This is a genomic window from Pseudomonas sp. NFPP28, from assembly GCF_900115535.1.
GTDB classification, from domain to species: domain Bacteria; phylum Pseudomonadota; class Gammaproteobacteria; order Pseudomonadales; family Pseudomonadaceae; genus Aquipseudomonas; species Aquipseudomonas extremorientalis.
Map to the genome: position 1 here is coordinate 668324 of NZ_FOWT01000001.1, position 20375 is coordinate 688698.

Below are 20375 nucleotides of genomic sequence, written 5' to 3' on the forward strand. Positions count from 1 at the left end.
GTGGTTGCAAAGGTTCAGGTACGCGGTTGGCGGCGGATGAAGTCGTCGGCGATTTCGTCGAAGGTGACGAAGCGCACGCCGGCATGGCTCTGGATGTGTTCGATCAGGCGCTCCAGCATCAGCAGCACTTGCGGGCGACCGGACACGTCCGGGTGGATGGTCATGGTGAACACCGCGTGTTCGTGTTCGCGGTAGACCCAATCGAACTGGTCGCGCCACATTTCTTCGAGGTGACGCGGGTTGACGAAACCGTGGCTGTTAGGGGCTTTCTTGATGAACATCATCGGCGGCAGGTCGTCGAGGTACCAGTTGGCCGGGATCTCTACAAGGTCGGTTTCTTCGCCGCGCACCAGGGGTTTCATCCAGGTGTCGGGGTGCTGGCTGTAGTCGATCTTGGTCCAGCTGTCGCCCTTGCGCACGTAGTAGGGATGGAAGTCGTTGTGCATCAGGCTGTGGTCGTACTTGATGCCTTTTTTCAGCAGCAGTTCGTTGGTCACCTTGCTGAATTCCCACCACGGCGCGACATAGCCGGTGGGGCGCTTGCCGGTGACCTGGGTGATCAGTTCGATGGATTTATCCAGCACGATTTCTTCCTGCTCGGCCGTCATCGCGATAGGGTTTTCGTGGCTGTAGCCGTGCACGCCGATTTCGTGACCGGCGTCGGCCACGGCCTTCATCTGTTCCGGGAAGGTTTCCATCGAATGGCCGGGGATGAACCAGGTGGTGCGCAGGCCGTAGCGTTCGAACAGCTTGAGCAACCGTGGCGCGCCGACCTCACCGGCGAACAGGCCACGGGAGATGTCGTCCGGCGAGTCTTCGCCGCCGTAGGAACCGAGCCAGCCGGCGACGGCGTCAACGTCGACGCCAAATGCACAGAGGATGTCTTTAGCCATGGTGTGTCTCCTTAAACGTTAAGTACGGTTTCGACGGACAACGCCGCGCGCAACAGGCGAGCGTCTTCTCCGGTGGGGGCGCTGAGAAGCAGCCCGGTGGGCAGGCCCTGGGCATCGCGGCCGCTGGGCAGGTTCACGCAGGCCATGTCGAGCAAACTGCCGGGCATGGTCAGGCGCAGGGTGGCGAGATTGGTTTTGACAAACAGGTCGTCGTCGGCCTCCAGCGGTGCCAGGGCTGGCGCGACATGGGCGACGGTGGGGGTGATCAGGATGGCGCCGTCGAGGTCGTCGATCAGTTGCTGTTGCAGGCGGCGGCGTGCATCGGTCAGGTGGATAAGCTGACTGGCGGGCAGTGCGCGCGCGGCTTCGAGGCGGCGACGTACGCGAGGGTCGAGTTGCTCGGCATCAGGGCCGTCGAGCAGCGATTCATGCAGGGCAAAGGCTTCGAAGGAACCGAGCCAGCCGTGGTGCTTGATCAGGTCCAGGGTGGCCTGGAAGGTCGCGCATTCACGTTCTTCAACCAGTGCGCCCCGGGCCTTGAGTTGCTCCACGGCGCGCAGCAGATTGTTGCGCACAGCGGGCTCGACGTCCTGTTGCGCCAACACAAAGCGCTGGCCCTTGAGGCTGCGGGCAGTGTGGATCTGGGTACGGCCATGCAGCAGGTCGTCGATGGCCAGTGCATCGCGCACGCTGCGGGTCAGCGGCCCCAGGCTGTCGAGGGTATGGGCCAGGGGGAACACGCCGTCACGGCTGTAGCGTCGGCGGCTGCTGCGGTAGCCCACCAGGCCATTGAACGCCGATGGGATGCGGATCGAGCCCGCAGTGTCGGTGCCCATGGCGATGGGCACGATCCCGGCCGCCACGGCCACCGCCGAGCCGGACGACGAGCCGCCAGGAATGCGCGGCTGGTCGTCGCCATGGGGATTGTGCGGCGTGCCGAAATGCGGGTTCAGACCCAGGCCGGAATAGGCCAGTTCGCTGAGGTTGGTCTTGCCGACACTGACCATTCCGACGCGGCACAACAGGCCGACCACAGGTGCATCGAGCAACGCGGCAGGCGCGTTGCGGCGATAGGCAGCGCCTGCGGTGGTGACGCTGCCGGCCACATCGAACAGGTCCTTCCAGGCCAGCGGCACACCATCGAACACGCTCAATGGCTGCCCGGCGCGCCAACGGGCAGCCGAGGCTTCGGCTTCACGGCGCGCACGCTCGGCAGTCAGGCTGATAAACACGGCCGGGGCCTGGCTGGCCTTATCGAGTGCCTGTTCGAGGGCTTGCACCGGGTCACTGCGACCGCTGGCAAAATCCTCGGCCATGGAAGTGGCGTCTGACATCGGCTTGATCCTCAAAACGTACATATTCATAAAATGTACGTTTTACAAAGGCAGATTCCGTGCCAGTCTGTATCGGCACGTGTGTGCGCGATGAGGGAAGCTTGCCCAGAGCAGCTGGATAGATGCTTTTAGACGGCAGGAAAAATCTTGCCAGGACGAGGGAAAACACTTTCAATGAAATAATGTATCTTCTATTAAAAAGTACATTTTGGTGCAAAAAAGTAACATCCTCGCTTTCAAGGCCCCAAAAAAGTGCCACCGACGTGGCGCAGAGTGACAGGCACGACTTATGAGAGAATCCTCGGCCACCTTCCTACAGCCTCCAGAGAAAACGATGAAAGCAGTGTCCGCCTCGGCGTCCCGTTACGCGATGATTCACAAGGTGATGCGTGACGCGATCGTCAACGGCACTGCGCGCCATGGCCTGGTGTTGCTGGAAGCGCCGCTGGCCGAATTGTTCGGCACCAGCCGTGTCCCAGTGCGCAAGGCCCTGGACCTGCTGCATGACGAAGGCCTGATCTGCCGCTTCAACGGCCGGGGTTACCTGATCAATCCCGAAGGCCTGGCCATGGAACCGCTGCGCCTGCCGCTGAGCCATGCACACCTGGGGCTCAACCGTGACGATGAACTGGTGGACACGCGCCCCCTGGGCGAACGCATCGTCGAAGAAATCGGCGCGGCGCTGTCCACCTGCATCGCCTTCGGCCATTACCGCCTCGACGAGCAAGCCGCCGCCGACCACTACGGCGTCAGTCGTGCGGTGGTGCGCGAAGCGCTGATGCGCCTGCGCGACCGTGGCCTGGTGGAAAAGGAGCCCTACTCCCAATGGCTGGCGGGGCCTTTGACGGCGCGGGAAGTCACCGAAGACTACGAACTGCGCGCCTGCCTGGAACCCGAAGCGCTGCGCCAGAGCGCGCCCCACCTCGACCGCGAGTTGCTCGAAGCCATGCTGCAGCGCGTGCTGGCCGCCCAGGACAACCCCCACTGCAGCCTGGAGGCCATCGAACAGATCGAGGACGACTTGCACCAACGCTGCCTCGCCGGCCTGCAGAACCGCAAGATCGCGGCGTTGATCCGCCAGGGCCAGAGCCCCATGATCATCAGCCGGATTTTCTACCGCTTGCTGGGGATCGGCGCGGATCCAGCCATGCTGGCCGAACATCGGTTGATATTGGAGCTGCTACTGCATGGTGCGTTTGATGCGGCGGCGTTGAACCTGCGCGAGCATTTGCAGCGGGCCAGGCAACGTATGTTGCAGCGGTTGAAGGTGCTGTCGGTGTTACCGGAGCAGCCGTTGCCGAGTTATCTGCACAAGATCAGCTGAATTCATGCAATTTGTTGCTAACTCCACCCCGCCATTGAAACCACCACTGCCCCGCCCCATCTAAGCACCATACTTCCTTATGCAGGTGCCCCATGAGCGACCAGCAAGATTTCCCCGATTACGACCTCAACGACTACGCCGACCCCGAAAACGCTGAATCCGCGTCGTCCAATACCGGCCTGGCCCTGCCTGGGCAAAACCTGCCGGACAAGGTCTACATCATCCCGATCCACAATCGGCCGTTCTTCCCGGCGCAAGTGCTGCCGGTGATCGTCAATGAAGAACCGTGGGCCGAAACCCTGGAGCTGGTAAGCAAGTCCGACCATCACTCCCTGGCCCTGTTCTTCATGGACACGCCGCCGGAAGACCCGCGCCACTTCGACACCTCCAGCCTGCCGTTGTACGGCACCCTGGTGAAGGTGCACCACGCCAGCCGCGAGAACGGCAAGCTGCAATTCGTCGCCCAGGGCCTGACCCGCGTACGCATCAAGACCTGGCTCAAGCACCACCGCCCACCGTACCTGGTGGAAGTTGAGTACCCGCACCAGCCCAGCGAGCCGACCGACGAGGTCAAGGCCTATGGCATGGCACTGATCAATGCGATCAAGGAACTGCTGCCGCTCAACCCGCTGTACAGCGAAGAACTGAAGAACTACCTCAACCGTTTCAGCCCCAATGACCCGTCGCCGCTCACCGACTTCGCCGCCGCGCTGACCTCGGCCACCGGTAACGAGTTGCAGGAAGTGCTGGATTGCGTGCCCATGCTCAAGCGCATGGAAAAAGTGCTGCCGATGCTGCGCAAGGAAGTCGAGGTCGCACGCCTGCAAAAAGAACTCTCCGCCGAGGTGAACCGCAAGATCGGCGAGCACCAGCGCGAGTTCTTCCTCAAGGAACAGCTCAAGGTCATCCAGCAGGAGCTGGGCCTGACCAAGGACGACCGCAGCGCGGACGTCGAACAATTCGAGCAACGCCTGGAAGGCAAGGTGCTGCCGGCCCAGGCGAAGAAACGCATTGACGAAGAGTTGAACAAGCTGTCGATCCTCGAGACCGGTTCGCCGGAATACGCGGTGACGCGCAACTACCTGGACTGGGCCACCTCGGTGCCGTGGGGCGTGTACGGCGAGGACAAGCTCGACCTGAAACATGCGCGCAAGGTGCTGGACAAGCACCATGCGGGCCTGGACGACATCAAGAGCCGCATCCTCGAGTTCCTCGCGGTGGGCGCCTATAAAGGCGAAGTCGCCGGCTCCATCGTGCTGCTGGTCGGCCCGCCGGGTGTGGGCAAGACCAGTGTGGGCAAATCCATCGCGGAGTCCCTGGGGCGGCCGTTCTACCGCTTCAGCGTCGGCGGCATGCGCGACGAGGCCGAGATCAAGGGCCATCGCCGTACCTACATCGGCGCGCTGCCCGGCAAGCTGGTGCAGGCGCTCAAGGACGTGGAGGTGATGAACCCGGTGATCATGCTCGACGAGATCGACAAGATGGGCCAGAGCTTCCAGGGCGACCCGGCGTCGGCGCTGCTGGAAACCCTCGACCCGGAGCAGAACGTCGAATTCCTCGATCACTACCTGGACCTGCGACTGGACCTGTCCAAGGTGCTGTTCGTGTGCACCGCCAACACCCTGGACTCCATCCCCGGCCCGCTGCTGGACCGTATGGAAGTGATTCGCCTGTCGGGCTATATCACCGAAGAAAAAGTCGCCATCGCCAAGCGTCACCTGTGGCCCAAGCAGCTGGAAAAAGCCGGTGTGGCGAAAACCAGCCTGACCATCAGCGACGGCGCCCTGCGCGCACTCATCGACGGCTACGCCCGCGAAGCCGGGGTGCGACAGTTGGAGAAACAGCTGGGCAAACTGGTGCGCAAGGCGGTGGTCAAGCTGCTGGATGAGCCGGACTCGGTGATCAAGATCGGCAGCAAGGACCTGGAAAGCTCCCTGGGCATGCCAGTGTTCCGCAATGAGCAAGTGCTGTCCGGCACCGGCGTGATTACAGGCCTGGCCTGGACCAGCATGGGCGGCGCAACCTTGCCGATCGAGGCCACGCGCATCCATACGCTCAACCGCGGCTTCAAGCTCACCGGGCAATTGGGTGAAGTGATGAAGGAATCTGCCGAAATCGCCTACAGCTACATTAGTTCGAACCTGAAGTCATTTGGCGGCGATCCGAAATTCTTCGATGAAGCCTTCGTTCACTTGCATGTGCCGGAAGGCGCCACGCCCAAAGACGGCCCGAGCGCCGGGGTGACCATGGCCAGCGCGTTGTTGTCGCTGGCGCGTAACCAGCCGCCGAAAAAAGGCGTGGCCATGACCGGCGAACTGACGTTGACCGGGCATGTGCTGCCGATTGGCGGGGTGCGTGAGAAGGTCATCGCGGCGCGGCGCCAGAAGATCCATGAACTGATCTTGCCGGAGCCGAATCGCGGGAGTTTTGAAGAGTTGCCGGAGTACCTGAAGGAAGGCATGACGGTGCACTTTGCCAAGCGCTTTGCGGATGTGGCGAAGGTGCTCTTCTGACAGCTATCCAGCGCCTGGTAGGCCCCCTGTGGCGAGCAGGCTTGCCCTGCTCGCCACAACAAGCCCGCTGCCCTGTTGTCACACCTTGTCTCATCTTCGGTTATGCTCGCCCTTCGTCGTGAATGAACGGAGCCCCCATGACCGCTGCCCGCCTGCTTCTCCCCTTGAGCCTTGCCCTGCTGGCCGCGTGCGCCAGTGCACCGAAGCAAAACGTCACCGTGGACAACCAGAGCGCCTGTCCGCTTCAGCTTAAAAGCGGGCAAAACCTGACCCTCACCCTCCCGAGCAACCCCACTACCGGTTACCGCTGGGCCATCCAGGATTCCGCCGGCGGCGTACTGCGCGCGTTGAGCCCTGAGGTCTACAGTAGCAGCGAGTCGGGTGTGATCGGCGGCGGCGGCCAATCGACCTGGCGCTTCCAGGCCTTCGCCTCCGGCCAGGGCCGTTTGCGCCTGACCTCCCAGCAACCCTGGGAGCCGGAGGCCGAACCTGTCGAAACCTTTGACTGCGCCATTACGGTGAACTGATATGCCCTGGCTGATTCTTGCGTTGATGGGCGCCGGCACTTTTATCTACGGCCTGAGCACCCATGCCACCTTGCTGTGTCTATTGGTCAAGCCGCTGCCGGTACTTGCGCTGCTGGGCTGGCTGCATGATGCACCGCCCACCGACTATCGACGCTGGATCAGCCTTGGGCTGATTTTTTCCCTGGTGGGCGATGTGCTGCTTGCCTGGCCCGGCGACCTGTTTATCTTTGGCCTGGGGGCGTTCCTGTTTGCGCACCTGGCGTATCTCAAGGCCTATTTCAGTGATTGCCGCCGCCTGGCGCTGCTGCCGCTGGTATTGGCGCTGGGCATGGGGGTTGTGCTACTGAGCATCCTGATCTCGCACGGCCTCGGTGATTTGCTGATCCCCGTGGTGGTTTACGCCGCCGTGATCAGCGCGATGCTCTGGCGAGCGTTGGCACGCCTGGGCAGCGAAGTGCCAAAACGCTCGGCTCTGCTGGCGGCGGCGGGTGCCGTGTCGTTTGTGTTTTCCGACACACTGATTGGCATCAATCGGTTTGTGGTGGCGTTCGATGCGGCCCCGTACTTGCTGATCACTAGCTATTGGCTGGGCCAGTGGGGAATAACAGCAGCGGCATTCTCTCCAACCGCTACTCAGCCATTCGCGAATGTACCAACGAAAGAACTTATTGATTAGATCAACGCTAATATTTATAGCCAAAACTTCTACAACACTGTCATTACTAACAGTATCCGACCTCCCGAATCAAGAATAGCCTTCCTACTACTCGGCAAGTCAAACCTCATTCACCGAAGATGGGAGTCTTGAATCATGAGCACAGCACAACCTAAAGGACAAAAAGCAACGGGACGCCTTACGGGCACCATTACCAGGAATGATCAACCGACAGCGTTCAATGGTACAGATCACTATATATATAAAGACAACAACGAACTTGAGATTTACTCAGGCGAAGAAACTCCCGGAGGAGCTTGGAAATCAATAAGTTTGAATCTGGACCCAAACATTACAGCAGGCACACATAAGCTAGGTTCTTTTTCAAGTTTTCGGAGCGCCACGGTCGTTCCAGGCAACACTGATGTTCTTCTAAACTACTCGGGCACTCTGGATATAAAACCCGACCATGCAAATCGACATTACACTGGCAGCATTTCTCTCTCTGCAAAAAACAATGGCTCAGATACCTACCAGATAGAGGCAACGTTTGATCTCAAAGAATGAACGTAGCCAACGCCAGCAATCATCCACTTTAAAAACTGTGCTCGCCTCATAAGCGAGTGCAGTTTTTTTCTGAATCGATGATGTCTTTCAGACAAACCGCGCACGCCCCCTTCAACCTGGCTAAAATACTGGCCTTTCCCAGATCAATGCCGGAACAGCCGTGAGCAAAGAACCCGATCGCCTATTCGCCCAGCCCCTGCCCCAGGTGCCGGACTTCGCCTTCAACGAAGACGTGGTGCGGGTGTTCCCGGACATGATCAAGCGCTCGGTGCCCGGTTACCCGACCATCGTCGAGAACCTCGGCGTACTCGCGGCGCAATTTGCCCAGCCCAACAGCGTGCTGTATGACCTGGGCTCGTCCCTCGGCGCCGTCACCCAGGCCCTGCGCCGCCATGTGCGCACCGACGGTTGCCGGGTGATCGCGGTGGATAACTCGACAGCCATGGTCGAGCGCTGCCGTGAGTACCTCAATGGCCAGGACTCGATGTTCCAGGAGTTGCTGCCGGTCGAGGTGATCGAGGGCGATATCCTCGCGCTGCAATTTGCCCCGGCCTCGGTGGTGGCGCTGAACTTCACCCTGCAATTCATTGCCCCCGATGAGCGCTTGGCGTTGCTCTCGCGCATCCGCCAGTCGCTGTTGCCGGGTGGTGCGTTGATCCTCTCGGAGAAGCTGCGCTTCAACGATGCCGAAGAACACGCGCTGCTCACCGACCTGCACATCGCGTTCAAACGCGCCAACGGCTACAGCGAACTGGAAATCGCCCAGAAGCGCAGCGCCATCGAAAACGTCATGAAGCCCGACAGCCTCGAAGAACACCGCGAACGCCTGCTGGCAGCCGGGTTCTCGAAAGTCGTGCCGTGGTTCCAGTGTCTTAACTTTGCCTCGTTGATTGCCTTGCCATGATTGATCTTTCCCCCCTCGCCCGCCATCTGGTCGGCACTCCCCTGGCCGTGTGGGCCCAGGGCCTGCAAGCGCAGCTCAACAGCAAGATGGAAAAGGGCCATGGCGACCTGGAGCGTTGGCAGAGTGCGTTGGATGCGCTGCCAAAGATCCAGCCCAGTGACGTGGATTTGCTCAACGGCCTGACACTCGATACCGACTGCGACGATGACACCCGCGCGCAGATGCACACTGCATTGATGGGCCTGAGCCCGTGGCGCAAAGGGCCGTTCAACCTGTTCGGCGTGCATGTGGACACCGAATGGCGCTCGGACTGGAAGTGGTCGCGGGTTGCGCCGCACCTGAACTTGAAGGGCAAACGTATCCTCGACGTAGGCTGCGGCAACGGTTACTACATGTGGCGCATGCTTGGCGCCGGCGCTGACAGCGTGATTGGCGTAGACCCGAACTGGTTGTTCTTCTGCCAGTTCCAGGCGGTACAGCGCTACCTGTCCGAGCCCAGGGCCTGGCACCTGCCGTTCCCGTTCGAAGACCTGCCGGCAAACCTGGAAGGCTTCGACACAGTGTTTTCCATGGGCGTGTTCTACCACCGTCGTTCGCCGATCGAACACCTGCTGGCGCTGAAAGACACCCTGGTCAAAGGTGGCGAACTGGTGCTGGAAACATTGGTGGTCGAAGGCGATCAGCAACAAGTGCTGGTGCCGGAAGATCGCTACGCGCAGATGCGTAACGTGTGGTTCCTGCCCTCAGTGCCGGCGCTGATGCTATGGCTGCGCCGTGCAGGCTTCACTGATGTGCGCTGCGTGGATGTGAGCGTGACCACCGTCGAGGAACAGCGCGGGACGGAGTGGATGAAGTACCAGTCGTTGAGTGACTTCCTCGATCCCGAAGATCACAGCAAGACCATCGAAGGGCTGCCGGCGCCGATGCGGGCGGTGATCATCGCCAGGAAATGACGCTGATACCTCACTGATAAAATAGAGTTCCAAATGTGAGAGGGGGCTTGCCCCCGATGGCGGTGCATCAGTCATAAATATGCTTACTGACACACTGCTATCGGGGGCAAGCCCCCTCCCACCTTTTGATTTCCAGCGTCGTTTAGAGAGCAGATTTGGCCCGGCGCGCCCTGAAGAACTCGCTCAAGACCGTCCCGCACTCCTCAGCCAGCACCCCGCCTTCAAACAACACTCGATGATTCAGAAAGCCCTGGGTAAAAAACTGCCCCTGGCTTTGCACGACTCCCGCCTTGGGCTCCAATGCGCCATACACCACCCGTGCAACCCGTGAATGCACGATCAAACCCGCGCACATGCTGCACGGCTCCAGGGTCACATACAGCGTGCTGCCCACCAGGCGGTAATTGCTGATGGCTTGCGCGGCGGCGCGGATGGCGACCATCTCGGCGTGAGCGCTGGGGTCATTGCCACTGATCGGGCAATTGAAGCCTCGGCCGATGATCTCACCGTCCTGCACCAGCACCGCGCCGACGGGCACTTCTCCCAGCGCGGCGCCTTCGGCGGCGAGGGCCAGGGCTTCGCGCATGAAGTCCTGGTCGCGGCTGCGATCAATGATTGCGGTTGGGCGGATCTGGCGCATCACGCCACCTCGATGGCGGCCATCAGGCCGGTTTCCATATGGTCGATCACGTGGCAATGGAACATCCAGACGCCTGGGTTATCCGCCACCAGTGCCACACGGGCACGCTCGTTCTTGCCCAGCAGGTAGGTGTCGGTGAAATACGGGATCACCTTGTGCCGGTTCGAGGCGATCACCTTGAAGCTCATGCCGTGCAGGTGGATCGGGTGCTGGTACTGGGTCATGTTCTTCAATTCGAAAATGTAGCTCTTGCCCTTCTCCAGCTTGGCAATCGGGCGGTCGGCGCACGTCTTGTCGGTGATGTCCCAGGCCTTGCCGTTGATCTGCCACAGGCTGGGTGGCTTGCCGTTGTCGATGTTGACCGAGACCGAACCCACCCACTCGAAATTGAAGTTGAGTTTCTCGGCATTGGCCAGGTCCGGTTCGCTGATCGGGTTGGCGGGCAACGCAGGCGGCCATTCGCCGGGCGCATCGGTGTTGGCGACCGAACGGAAGGTGCCGAGACGTACCGGGCCGTTGCGGATCGACAGTTCCTCACCCACCGGCGGCGCCTTGATCGCCAGGCAGATACGCATGCCCGGGCCCAACCAATATTCCTTGCCCAGGGGGCGTGGCTCGATGGGGTTGCCGTCCAGCGCGTAGATCTGCGCTTCAACATCCGGGATGTTGATGCGATAGGTCAGGGTGTTGTCGAGGTTGAGCAACCGCACGCGGGTGATCTGCCCGGCCGGCAAATCGATCACCGCCTGGGACACGCCGTTGATCGTCGACAAGCGCCCTGCCGTACCGCCCCGGGCCGCCTCACGCGGGATACTGAATGCGACGAAAGCCCCCTCTTCGTCTACATGCCAGCTTTTCAGGCTGAGGGTGCGCTCGTGCTTGAAACCGGTGGGTTCGCGCTCTTCGATGATCAGCGGGCCAACCAGGCCACGGCCAAGTTCTTCGCTGCTGTTCACGTGGGGGTGGTACCAGTAGCTGCCGGCGTCGGGTACGCGGAATTTGTAGTCGAAGTATTCGCCGGGCAGTACCGGCAATTGAGAGACGTAGGGCACGCCGTCCATTTCCAGCGGCAGGCGGATGCCGTGCCAGTGAATGGTGGTGGCGACCGGCAGGTGGTTGATAAAGCGTACCCGCAGCCATTCGCCCTGGCGCACCCGCAACTCGGTGCCCGGCGCCGAAGGGCCGAACGCCCAGGCTTCGGTCTTGTGCCCTGGCACCAATTCCACGTCCAGTGGCGCGGCGATCAGCTCGTAGTCGTGCCCCGCCTCGGCTTCGGCAACTTTCCCCAGCCAGTAGCGGTAGCCGCCACCGGCACCGACGCCCACTACGGCCAGGCCTGCAAGACCACCCAGGATTTGTCGACGGGAAAAGGATCGGGACACAACAACCTCACGTATCGGCCGCAGGCCCAAGGCCTGCAAAGGGCAGATACGATACACCTGCAACGGCTAAACAGTAAGGGTTCGCATGTGGGAGGGGGCAATCCCCTCCCACATTGCAACTGCATCGTTGTTTAGTGCTTGGCGGCAGCCAGGATCAGGGCTTTCATTTCGGCGACAGCGCCTTTGAAACCGACAAACAGCGCATGGGCCACCAGCGCATGGCCGATGTTCAGCTCGTTGATACCCTTGATCGCGGCCACGGCTTCGACGTTATGGTAATGCAGGCCATGGCCGGCGTTGACGATCAGGCCTTGCTTGAGGCCGCAGCTCACACCGTCGATGATGCGTTGCAGTTCCTCGGCCACTTCGGTGGGCGTGGTGGCGTCGGCGTAGCGGCCGGTGTGCAGTTCGATCGCCGGTGCACCGACACGACGCGAGGCTTCGATCTGGCGCTCGTCGGCGTCGATGAACAGCGAGACTTCACTGCCGATCTTCGACAGGCGCTCCACGGCGGCTTTGATCCGCGCTTCCTGGCCGGCCACGTCAAGGCCGCCTTCGGTGGTCAGCTCCTGGCGGGTTTCCGGCACCAGGCAGATGTGTGCCGGGCGGATGCGCTCGGCGAACTGCATCATTTCCTCGGTAACGCCCATTTCGAAATTCATGCGGGTTTGCAGCACATCCTTGAGCAGCAGCACGTCGCGCTCCTGGATGTGGCGGCGGTCTTCGCGCAGGTGCACGGTGATGCCGTCGGCGCCCGCTTCTTCGGCGTCCAGCGCGGCCTTGACCGGGTCAGGGTAACGGGTGCCCCGGGCCTGGCGCAGGGTGGCGACGTGGTCGATGTTGACGCCAAGAAGAATGCGATTGCTGGTGCTCACGGAAGCGCTCCTGAAAAGGGAAAGAAACGCCGCACAGCATACACGGGGTTGTCAGGGCTTTCGAAACAACTCGCGGCTGACCAGCGGCCGTCCGCCCAGGTGCACGGCCAGGGCCTGGCGCATCAGGCGCTTGGCGGCGGACAAGGCGCCGGGCGCCGTCCAGTCCGCTTCGCTCATGGCCAGCAGCTCGGTGCCCTGGAACAGGCCAGGTTGCAGCAGGTACACGCGCTCCAGGCCAGCGTCCACTTGCAGGCGATACATACCATCGGCGGCGATGGGCTCGCCGTGCAGGTCGTTGGCCAGTTCGAAGCCGTAGCCCAGGTCGTCGAGCAGGCGCCATTCGAACGCACGCAGCAAGGGTTCCAGGGGACGGCCTTCGGCCAGGGCGAGCAAGGTGGCGGCGTAGTGCTCGAATACTGCCGGGTGCGGGTCTTCGGCGGGGAGCAGGCGGATCAGCAGTTCATTGAGGTAAAGGCCACTGAACAGCGCATCGCCGTTGAGCCAGGCCGAGGTACCCACGCTTTCCATGCGGCCGACGTTTTTCAGCTCACCCTTGCCGCGAAACTCCACGTCCAAGGCCACGAACGGCCGCGCCAACGTGCCCGCCTTGCCCCGTGCACTGCGCAAGACGGCGCGCAGGCGGCCTTGGGGCGTGAGGAAGTCCACCAGGGCGCTGGTCTCGCGGTAGGCGCGGCTGTGCAGGACGTAGGCAAGTTGGCTTGGGGGTGGGGATTGGGACATGGCTGCTCACTGCTGGAATGCACTTTTGAAAACGACACAAACCTAATGTGGGAGGGGGCTTGCCCCCGATGGCAGTGTGTCAGTCACTTATTTGTCAACTGACCCACCGCTATCGGGGGCAAGCCCCCTCCCACATTTTCAGCCCCGCGGTGCATTCAGGACCTTACAGGTCGCCATAGCCCAGGGAACGCAGTGCACGCTCGTCATCGGACCAGCCGCCCTTCACCTTCACCCACAGGTTCAGCATGATCTTGGAATCGAACAGCAATTCCATGTCCTTGCGCGCCTCGGTGCCGATGCGCTTGATACGCTCGCCCTTGTCGCCAATGATGATTTTCTTCTGACCGTCACGCTCGACGAGGATCAGCGCATGGATGTGCAAGGTCTTGCCCTGCTGCTTGAACTCTTCGATTTCCACGGTGATCTGGTACGGCAGCTCCGCGCCCATCTGGCGCATGATTTTCTCGCGCACCAGTTCAGCGGCGAGGAAACGGCTGCTGCGGTCGGTGATCTGGTCTTCCGGGAAGAAGTGCTCGTTCTCCGGCAGGTGCTCGGCGATCACGCGCTCCAAGGCATCGAGGTTGTGGCCGTGCTGGGCCGAAATCGGGATGATCTGGGCGTTCGGCAGTTGTTCCTGCAGCCAGCTCAAGTGCGGCATCAGCTCGGCTTTGTCTTCGATACGGTCGGTCTTGTTCAGCGCGACGATCAACGGGCCGGTGACGTACTGCACGCGCTCCAGGACCATCTGGTCTTCGTCGGTCCACTTGGTGCGGTCGACCACGAAGATCACCACGTCGACGTCTTTCAACGCCGCCGAAGCGGTCTTGTTCATGTAGCGGTTCAGGGCTTTCTCGCCACCTTTGTGCATGCCTGGGGTGTCGACGTAGACCGCTTGCACGGTGCCTTCGGTCTTGATGCCCAGCATGTTGTGGCGGGTGGTCTGCGGCTTGCGCGAGGTGATCGCCAGCTTCTGGCCAAGGATGTGGTTGAGCAACGTGGACTTGCCCACGTTCGGGCGGCCGACGATGGCAACATAGCCACAGCGTGTTGCGGTTGAATCAGTCATGGCCATTCTCCACGCCCAGGGCAATCAGTGCTGCGGCGGCCGCTACCTGTTCGGCAATACGACGGCTCACACCCTGACCTCGGCTTTTTTCGTTCAGTAAGGTGATTTCACATTCCACGAAGAACACGCGGCAATGGGGCTCACCCTGGATATCCACCACTTCGTAGCGTGGCAGTTCGCACCCGCGGGACTGCAAAAATTCCTGCAGGCGGGTCTTGGGATCTTTGTTGGTGTCGACCAGCGTGAGGCTTTCGATCTCGGAAGTCAGCCAGGCAGTGACACGTTCCTTGGCGGCTTCCATGCCGGCATCGAGGTAGATGGCACCGATCAGCGCTTCAAGGGCATCGGCCAGGATCGACTCGCGACGAAAACCGCCACTCTTCAACTCGCCGGACCCCAGGCGCAGGTACTCGCCCAGGCCAAAGCCACGGGCCAGCACGGCCAGGGTCTCGCCCTTCACCAGGCGCGCACGCAGGCGCGACAACTGGCCTTCACGGGCTTGGGGGAAGCGCTCGAACAGCGCCTCACCGGCGACGAAGTTGAGGATGGCATCACCGAGGAATTCCAGGCGCTCGTTGTTACGCCCGGCAAAGCTGCGGTGTGTGAGGGCAAGGACCATCAGTTCCTGGTCCTTGAAGGTGTAGCCGAGCTGGCGCTCGAGACGTGCTAGAGAAACGGTCACGGTTTATCCATATCTAGTTGGTGGCACCGGCGGCCATCGACGATTGACGCAGTGTTCAAATTCAAATCCTGGTTGGTGCCGCATGAGGCAGGACCGATTTGTCCCCACCCCAGAAAAGCATTCGGCGCTGTGATCACAGCGCCGCCTGTATTACTTGATCAGCCCGATCCGCGAGAAGTTCGGCAGGTGGCTGAGTTTGGGTTCCGGCCAGCTCATCCAGACCGCAAAGGCCTTGCCGACGATATTCTGGTCGGGAACCATGCCCAGCAGGTCCTTGGGAATGTTGGGGTCATCCCAGTACCGGCTGTCATTGGAGTTGTCTCGGTTGTCGCCCATCATGAAGTAGTGCCCGGCCGGAACCTTCCACTGCCCATCAGGCTGGGCACGGTAGCGGCTCATTTCCTTGCGGATTTCGTGCTCCACCGCACCGAGTTTTTCCTGGTACAGCTCGGCGCTGCCCAGGCTGTTCGGCTCGGAACCCAGCAGCTTTTCAGCCACCGACTCACCATTGATGAACAGGCGCTTGTCACTGGTGTAACGAATCACGTCGCCCGGCAGACCAACCACACGCTTGATGTAATTGACGTTCGGGTCGCTCGGGTAGCGGAACACCATCACATCGCCGCGCTGCGGGTCACCGACTTCGATGACCTTCTTGTCGATCACCGGCAGGCGAATGCCGTAGGAAAACTTGTTCACCAGGATGAAGTCGCCCACGTCCAGGGTAGGCTTCATCGACCCCGACGGGATCTGAAACGGCTCCACCAGGAAAGAACGCAGCACCAGCACGATGAACAACACCGGGAAGAACGACTTGCCGTATTCAACCAGCAAAGGCTCTTTGTTCAGCTTCTCGATCACCACGCCATCGGGCTGGCTGACGCTGCCCTGATAGGCCGCGATAGCCGCCCGCCGACGCGGGGCGAAGAACACCAGATCGAGCAACGCCAGGAGACCGCAAACGGCAACGGCGATGACCAGCAACAGCGGGAAATTTAGCGACATAGGACCTAACTATCCAACCTGAGCACCGCAAGGAAGGCTTCTTGTGGAACTTCCACGTTACCTACTTGCTTCATGCGTTTTTTACCGGCCTTTTGCTTCTCAAGCAGCTTGCGCTTACGGCTTACGTCACCGCCGTAGCATTTGGCCAGTACGTTCTTTCTGAGTGCCTTGACGGAGGTCCGCGCAATGATCTGCCCGCCAATGGCGGCCTGGATCGCGACGTCGAACATCTGGCGCGGGATCAGTTCTTTCATCTTCTCGGTCAACTGGCGACCTTTGTAGTGCGCGTTGTCCTTGTGCACGATCAGTGCCAGGGCATCGACCTTGTCGCCGTTGATCAGCACATCCAGTTTCACCAGATTAGCCGATTGGTAACGGTCGAAATGGTAATCCAGCGAAGCATAGCCGCGACTGGTGGATTTGAGACGGTCGAAGAAGTCCAGCACCACCTCGTTCATCGGCATGTCGTAGGTCACTTGGACCTGGGTGCCGAGGAACAGCATGTCGCGCTGTACGCCACGTTTCTCGATGCACAGGGTGATAACGTTGCCCAAGTGTTCCTGCGGCACCAGGATATTGGCGCGCACGATCGGCTCGCGCATGTCTTCGATCGCCGAGAGATCCGGGAGCTTGGACGGGTTGTCGACGTAAATCGTTTCACCGGTTTTCAGCAACAACTCAAAAATAACGGTCGGCGCAGTGGTGATCAGGTCCAGGTCGTATTCGCGCTCGAGGCGCTCCTGGATGATTTCCATGTGCAGCATGCCCAGGAACCCGCAACGGAAGCCGAAGCCCAGGGCGTCGGAGCTTTCCGGGGTGTACTGCAACGACGAGTCGTTGAGGGTCAGCTTCTGCAGGGCTTCGCGGAAGTCTTCGAAATCGTCGGAGCTGACCGGGAACAGGCCGGCGTAGACCTGCGGCTGGATGCGCTTGAAGCCTGGCAGCACGTCGACGTCCGGCGTGGAGCTCAGCGTCAGGGTGTCACCTACCGGTGCGCCGTGAATATCCTTGATACCGGCGATGATGAAGCCCACTTCACCGGCTTTCAGATCAACGGTTGCGGTGTGCTTGGGGTTGAATACCCCGACGCTGTCCACCAGGTGGATCTTGCCGGTGGATTTGACCAGGATCTTGTCGCCCTTCTTCACGCGGCCATGGCGCACGCGCACCAGGGAGACAACGCCCAGGTAGTTGTCGAACCAGGAGTCGATGATCAACGCTTGCAGCGGATCTTCGTAGTTGCCGGTCGGCGCAGGGATAGTGTGCACCAGGCGCTCGAGCACTTCGTCGACACCCAGGCCGGTCTTGGCGCTGCAGGTGACGGCGTCGGTGGCGTCGATGCCGATGATCTTCTCGATCTCTTCCTTGACGCGCTCAGGCTCGGCCTGGGGCAGGTCGATCTTGTTCAGCACGGGCATGACTTCCAGGCCCTGCTCGATCGCGGTGTAGCAGTTGGCAACCGACTGCGCCTCCACGCCCTGGCCGGCGTCCACCACCAGCAGGGCACCTTCACAGGCCGCCAGGGAACGGCTGACTTCGTAGGTGAAGTCGACGTGGCCCGGGGTGTCAATGAAGTTCAGCTGGTAGGTGATACCGTCTTTGGCCTTGTAATACAGAGTAACGCTGTGGGCCTTGATGGTGATGCCGCGCTCGCGTTCGAGGTCCATGGAGTCCAGGACCTGGGCTTCCATTTCGCGCTCGGCAAGGCCACCGCACATTTGGATAAACCGGTCGGCCAGCGTCGACTTGCCATGGTCAATGTGGGCGATGATGGAGAAATTGCGGATATGACTCAAATCACTCACGGATCAACACTCAAAAAGGCTGCAGGCAGATTGCCCGCTGAAAAATAGCCGGGAATTGTACCTGATGCTCAGGCCAGACGTCATCTTTGCTGACCAGAACAAAAATGCCCCGATCTCTCGACCGGGGCATTTTTTGATCATAAGCGCGACATCAGCCAGCTCGACGCAACAGCCAGAACCCGGCCAGGGCGCAGATGCCGGTGGGCACCAGCACCGCAAACAGCGGCGAGAAGCCAAACACCAGGCTCGAAGGGCCAAGCAGGTCCTGGGCGATGCGGAAGGTGAAGCCCACCAGCACACCCGTGAATACACGCTGGCCCAGGGTCACCGAACGCAGCGGGCCGAAAATGAAGGAAATCGCCATCAACACCAGCGCGGCGGTCACCACCGGTTGCAACACCTTGACCCAAAATGCCAGCCAGTAGCGGCCGTTGTTCAGGCCCTGGTCCTTCAGATAGTGGATATAGCCCCACAACCCGGAGATCGGCAGGCTTTCCGGAATCATCACCACGGTATTCAGCAACTCCGGCTTGAGGGCGATATCCCATTCCTGGCTCGGTACGTTGATCACTTCGGTGCTGGCCTTGGTGCCTTGGCCAATATTGCGGAAGTAGGTGGTGGTTACATCGCTGAGTTGCCACTTTTCGCCACCGTATTGCGCACGTTTGGCGAAGCTGGACTCCAGCAGGTGACGCTCCTTGTCGAACGTATAACGGGTCACACCAATCAACAGTCCGCCGGGCTGCACGGCGTTGATATGGATGAACTCATCGCCCTGGCGGTGCCACAGACCATGCTTGGAGCTTTGCGCATCGCCTGACCCCTGGGCCAGGGCGCGATTGGCCTGGGCAGTGGTTTCGGCTGGTGGCGCGACGTATTCGCCGATCAGCACGCTGCAGGCCATCAGCAGCAGCATGGGCTTCATCACCGCCCAGACGATACGACCAATGGACACGCCGGCAGCGCGCATGATGGTCAGTTCGCTATTACTGGCCAGGCTGCCCAGCCCGATCAGGCAGCCGATCAGCGCGGCCATCGGCATCATGTCATAGAGGCGACGCGGCGCGGTGAGGGCCACGTAGCTCAGCACGTCCCACACGGTGTAGGTGTCGCTGACATTACTCACTTCATCGATGAAGGCGAACAACGACGCCAGCCCGAGGATGATGCCCAGTACCGCCAGGATGGCGATCAGTACGCTGCTACCAATGTAGCGATCGAGCTTAGCCACGAGCCAACTCCTTCTGGCCACGACGGCTCTTCAGTTTCAAACGGATCGGTTCCCAGTAGAGCAGCCCCAGGCCGATCACCAGGAACATCCCGTGCACCACCCACAGGCCCAGGGTCGGCGACAACTTGCCCTTCTCCAGGGAGGTACGGGCGGAAATCAGGATGGTCAGGTAGGCCATGTACAGCAGGATTGCCGGCAACAGCTTGAGGAAGCGGCCCTGGCGCGGGTTGACGCGAGACAGCGGCACAGCCATCAAGGTCACGATGAACACCAGCAGCGGCAGGGAGAGTCGCCATTGCAACTCGGCGATGGAACGCAGTTCCGTGCTGCCCCACAGATCAGGCGTCGGGATGGCATCACGGTCGGTGACTTCGTCGCTGATGTCCGGACGAGCCAGCATCACGCCATAGGTGTCGTACTTGATCGCGCGGTAATCAGCCATGCCCGGGCTGCCGTCATAGCGGTAGCCATTTTCCAGGATCAGGTAGCGGCTGCCATCAGGACGGACTTCCTGGCGCCCCGAATCGGCCACCAGCACGGAAATGCCACGGTCTTTCTTGTCCTGGCCCAGGCGCTTCTCGGAGATGAACACACCGCCCAGGTTGGCGCGGTCGTCGGTCAGGGTTTCGGTGTAGGTCACCCGGGAACCGTCATTGAGCGCCTGGAAGCGACCGGGCTCGAGCGTGTCGAACTCGGTCATCGCGTCCTGCTTGTTCAGCACCAGCTGGAACTGCAGGGCACCCTGAGGCGCCAGACTCAGGCTCAGCCAGGCAACGATCAGCGCGATGCCGGCGGCCGGGATCATGGTCATGCCCAGCAGGCGCTGCTGGCTCATGCCGGTGGCCGAGAGCACGGTCATTTCGCTTTCGAGGTACAGGCGGCCATAGGCCAGCAGTATCCCGAGGAACAGGCCCAACGGCAGGATCAACTGCAGGAAGCCCGGCAGGCGAAAGCCCATGATCAGGAACAGCGAACCCGGGTCGAGGGCGCCGGAGGCAGCCTGGGCCAGGTATTTGACGAAACGACCACTCATGATGATGACCAGCAGCACCGCACTCACGGCACTCAGGGTCAACAGGACTTCGCGGGACAGATAACGGAAGACGATCAAACCAGACACTCCAGGGTTGTCAGGCTAAGGCGGCCAAACAAGCAAGCATACCGAGACAGCCCATTTACACAGGGCCGGCTAAAAAGATGGCGCATTATCCTGTGATTGACCGCGCCTGTCACGGAGCTTGCTCGTGCACACGCACAAAGCGTGCACCAAGGGTTGTC

General features: G+C 61.0%; 19 protein-coding genes. 7 read left to right on the forward strand and 12 right to left on the reverse strand.

Annotated elements, in window-relative coordinates; all coding sequences use genetic code 11:
- Nucleotides 1–14: 14 nt before the first annotated feature.
- On the reverse strand, nt 15–893 hold the full coding sequence (locus BM110_RS03140; protein WP_010212857.1) for a polysaccharide deacetylase family protein: 879 nt from the start codon (nt 891–893) through the stop codon (nt 15–17).
- 11 nt (nt 894–904) lie between these two features.
- The gene (locus BM110_RS03145) at nt 905–2227 is read right to left on the reverse strand and encodes an amidase (protein WP_093512333.1); all 1323 of its coding nucleotides are present in this window, start codon (nt 2225–2227) and stop codon (nt 905–907) included.
- 334 nt (nt 2228–2561) lie between these two features.
- On the opposite strand from BM110_RS03145, the gene BM110_RS03150 reads away from it, so the two are divergent.
- The 7 genes from BM110_RS03150 (at nt 2562) to cmoB (ending at nt 9670) form a co-directional block, all read left to right on the forward strand.
- The gene (locus BM110_RS03150; RefSeq protein WP_172963315.1) at nt 2562–3551 is read left to right on the forward strand and encodes a GntR family transcriptional regulator; all 990 of its coding nucleotides are present in this window, start codon (nt 2562–2564) and stop codon (nt 3549–3551) included.
- 92 nt (nt 3552–3643) lie between these two features.
- Nucleotides 3644–6064, forward strand: a complete 2421-nt coding sequence (lon, locus tag BM110_RS03155) for an endopeptidase La (RefSeq protein ID WP_093512337.1) — start codon at nt 3644–3646, stop codon at nt 6062–6064.
- Between the two features lie 137 nt (nt 6065–6201).
- Nucleotides 6202–6591: a protease inhibitor I42 family protein gene (locus BM110_RS03160; RefSeq protein WP_092240959.1), complete on the forward strand. Its 390-nt coding sequence runs from the start codon at nt 6202–6204 to the stop codon at nt 6589–6591.
- A 1-nt stretch (nt 6592) separates the two neighbouring features.
- Nucleotides 6593–7267 (forward strand): lysoplasmalogenase, encoded by a 675-nt coding sequence (locus tag BM110_RS03165; protein WP_092240957.1) that lies wholly within the window; start codon nt 6593–6595, stop codon nt 7265–7267.
- A 135-nt stretch (nt 7268–7402) separates the two neighbouring features.
- Entirely contained in the window at nt 7403–7813 is a 411-nt protein-coding gene (locus BM110_RS29225) for a hypothetical protein (protein ID WP_139212839.1), read from the forward strand.
- Between the two features lie 160 nt (nt 7814–7973).
- Entirely contained in the window at nt 7974–8717 is a 744-nt protein-coding gene (cmoA, locus tag BM110_RS03170; RefSeq protein ID WP_093119564.1) for a carboxy-S-adenosyl-L-methionine synthase CmoA, read from the forward strand.
- Complete coding sequence (gene cmoB, locus BM110_RS03175) at nt 8714–9670, forward strand: tRNA 5-methoxyuridine(34)/uridine 5-oxyacetic acid(34) synthase CmoB (protein WP_093512340.1); 957 nt, start codon at nt 8714–8716, stop codon at nt 9668–9670. Before cmoA ends, cmoB begins: the two co-directional genes overlap by 4 nt.
- Before the next feature lie 142 nt (nt 9671–9812).
- On the opposite strand, the gene tadA is transcribed toward cmoB, so the two are convergent.
- From tadA to lptF, 10 genes are all read right to left on the reverse strand, one after another.
- Complete coding sequence (tadA, locus tag BM110_RS03180; RefSeq protein WP_093512342.1) at nt 9813–10310, reverse strand: tRNA adenosine(34) deaminase TadA; 498 nt, start codon at nt 10308–10310, stop codon at nt 9813–9815.
- A complete protein-coding gene (locus BM110_RS03185; RefSeq protein ID WP_093512344.1) occupies nt 10310–11692 on the reverse strand; it encodes a multicopper oxidase family protein in 1383 nt (460 codons plus the stop codon). Before BM110_RS03185 ends, tadA begins: the two co-directional genes overlap by 1 nt.
- A 131-nt stretch (nt 11693–11823) precedes the next feature.
- Nucleotides 11824–12567: a pyridoxine 5'-phosphate synthase gene (gene pdxJ / locus BM110_RS03190; RefSeq protein ID WP_071488640.1), complete on the reverse strand. Its 744-nt coding sequence runs from the start codon at nt 12565–12567 to the stop codon at nt 11824–11826.
- 51 nt (nt 12568–12618) lie between these two features.
- Nucleotides 12619–13308, reverse strand: coding sequence for a DNA repair protein RecO (gene recO / locus BM110_RS03195; RefSeq protein ID WP_092240949.1), 690 nt, complete (start codon nt 13306–13308; stop codon nt 12619–12621).
- Nucleotides 13309–13471: 163 nt separating this feature from the next.
- Nucleotides 13472–14374, reverse strand: coding sequence for a GTPase Era (gene era / locus BM110_RS03200; RefSeq protein ID WP_033902448.1), 903 nt, complete (start codon nt 14372–14374; stop codon nt 13472–13474).
- On the reverse strand, nt 14367–15056 hold the full coding sequence (rnc, locus tag BM110_RS03205) for a ribonuclease III (RefSeq protein WP_012722401.1): 690 nt from the start codon (nt 15054–15056) through the stop codon (nt 14367–14369). Before rnc ends, era begins: the two co-directional genes overlap by 8 nt.
- Before the next feature lie 150 nt (nt 15057–15206).
- Nucleotides 15207–16061, reverse strand: a complete 855-nt coding sequence (lepB, locus tag BM110_RS03210; protein WP_071488638.1) for a signal peptidase I — start codon at nt 16059–16061, stop codon at nt 15207–15209.
- A gap of 5 nt (nt 16062–16066) precedes the next feature.
- Nucleotides 16067–17866, reverse strand: a complete 1800-nt coding sequence (gene lepA, locus BM110_RS03215; RefSeq protein WP_003188853.1) for a translation elongation factor 4 — start codon at nt 17864–17866, stop codon at nt 16067–16069.
- A 151-nt stretch (nt 17867–18017) separates the two neighbouring features.
- Nucleotides 18018–19097, reverse strand: a complete 1080-nt coding sequence (gene lptG / locus BM110_RS03220) for an LPS export ABC transporter permease LptG (protein WP_071488637.1) — start codon at nt 19095–19097, stop codon at nt 18018–18020.
- Nucleotides 19090–20208, reverse strand: coding sequence for an LPS export ABC transporter permease LptF (gene lptF, locus BM110_RS03225; RefSeq protein WP_093512347.1), 1119 nt, complete (start codon nt 20206–20208; stop codon nt 19090–19092). The genes lptG and lptF overlap by 8 nt, the downstream gene beginning before the upstream one ends.
- Nucleotides 20209–20375 lie beyond the last annotated feature (167 nt).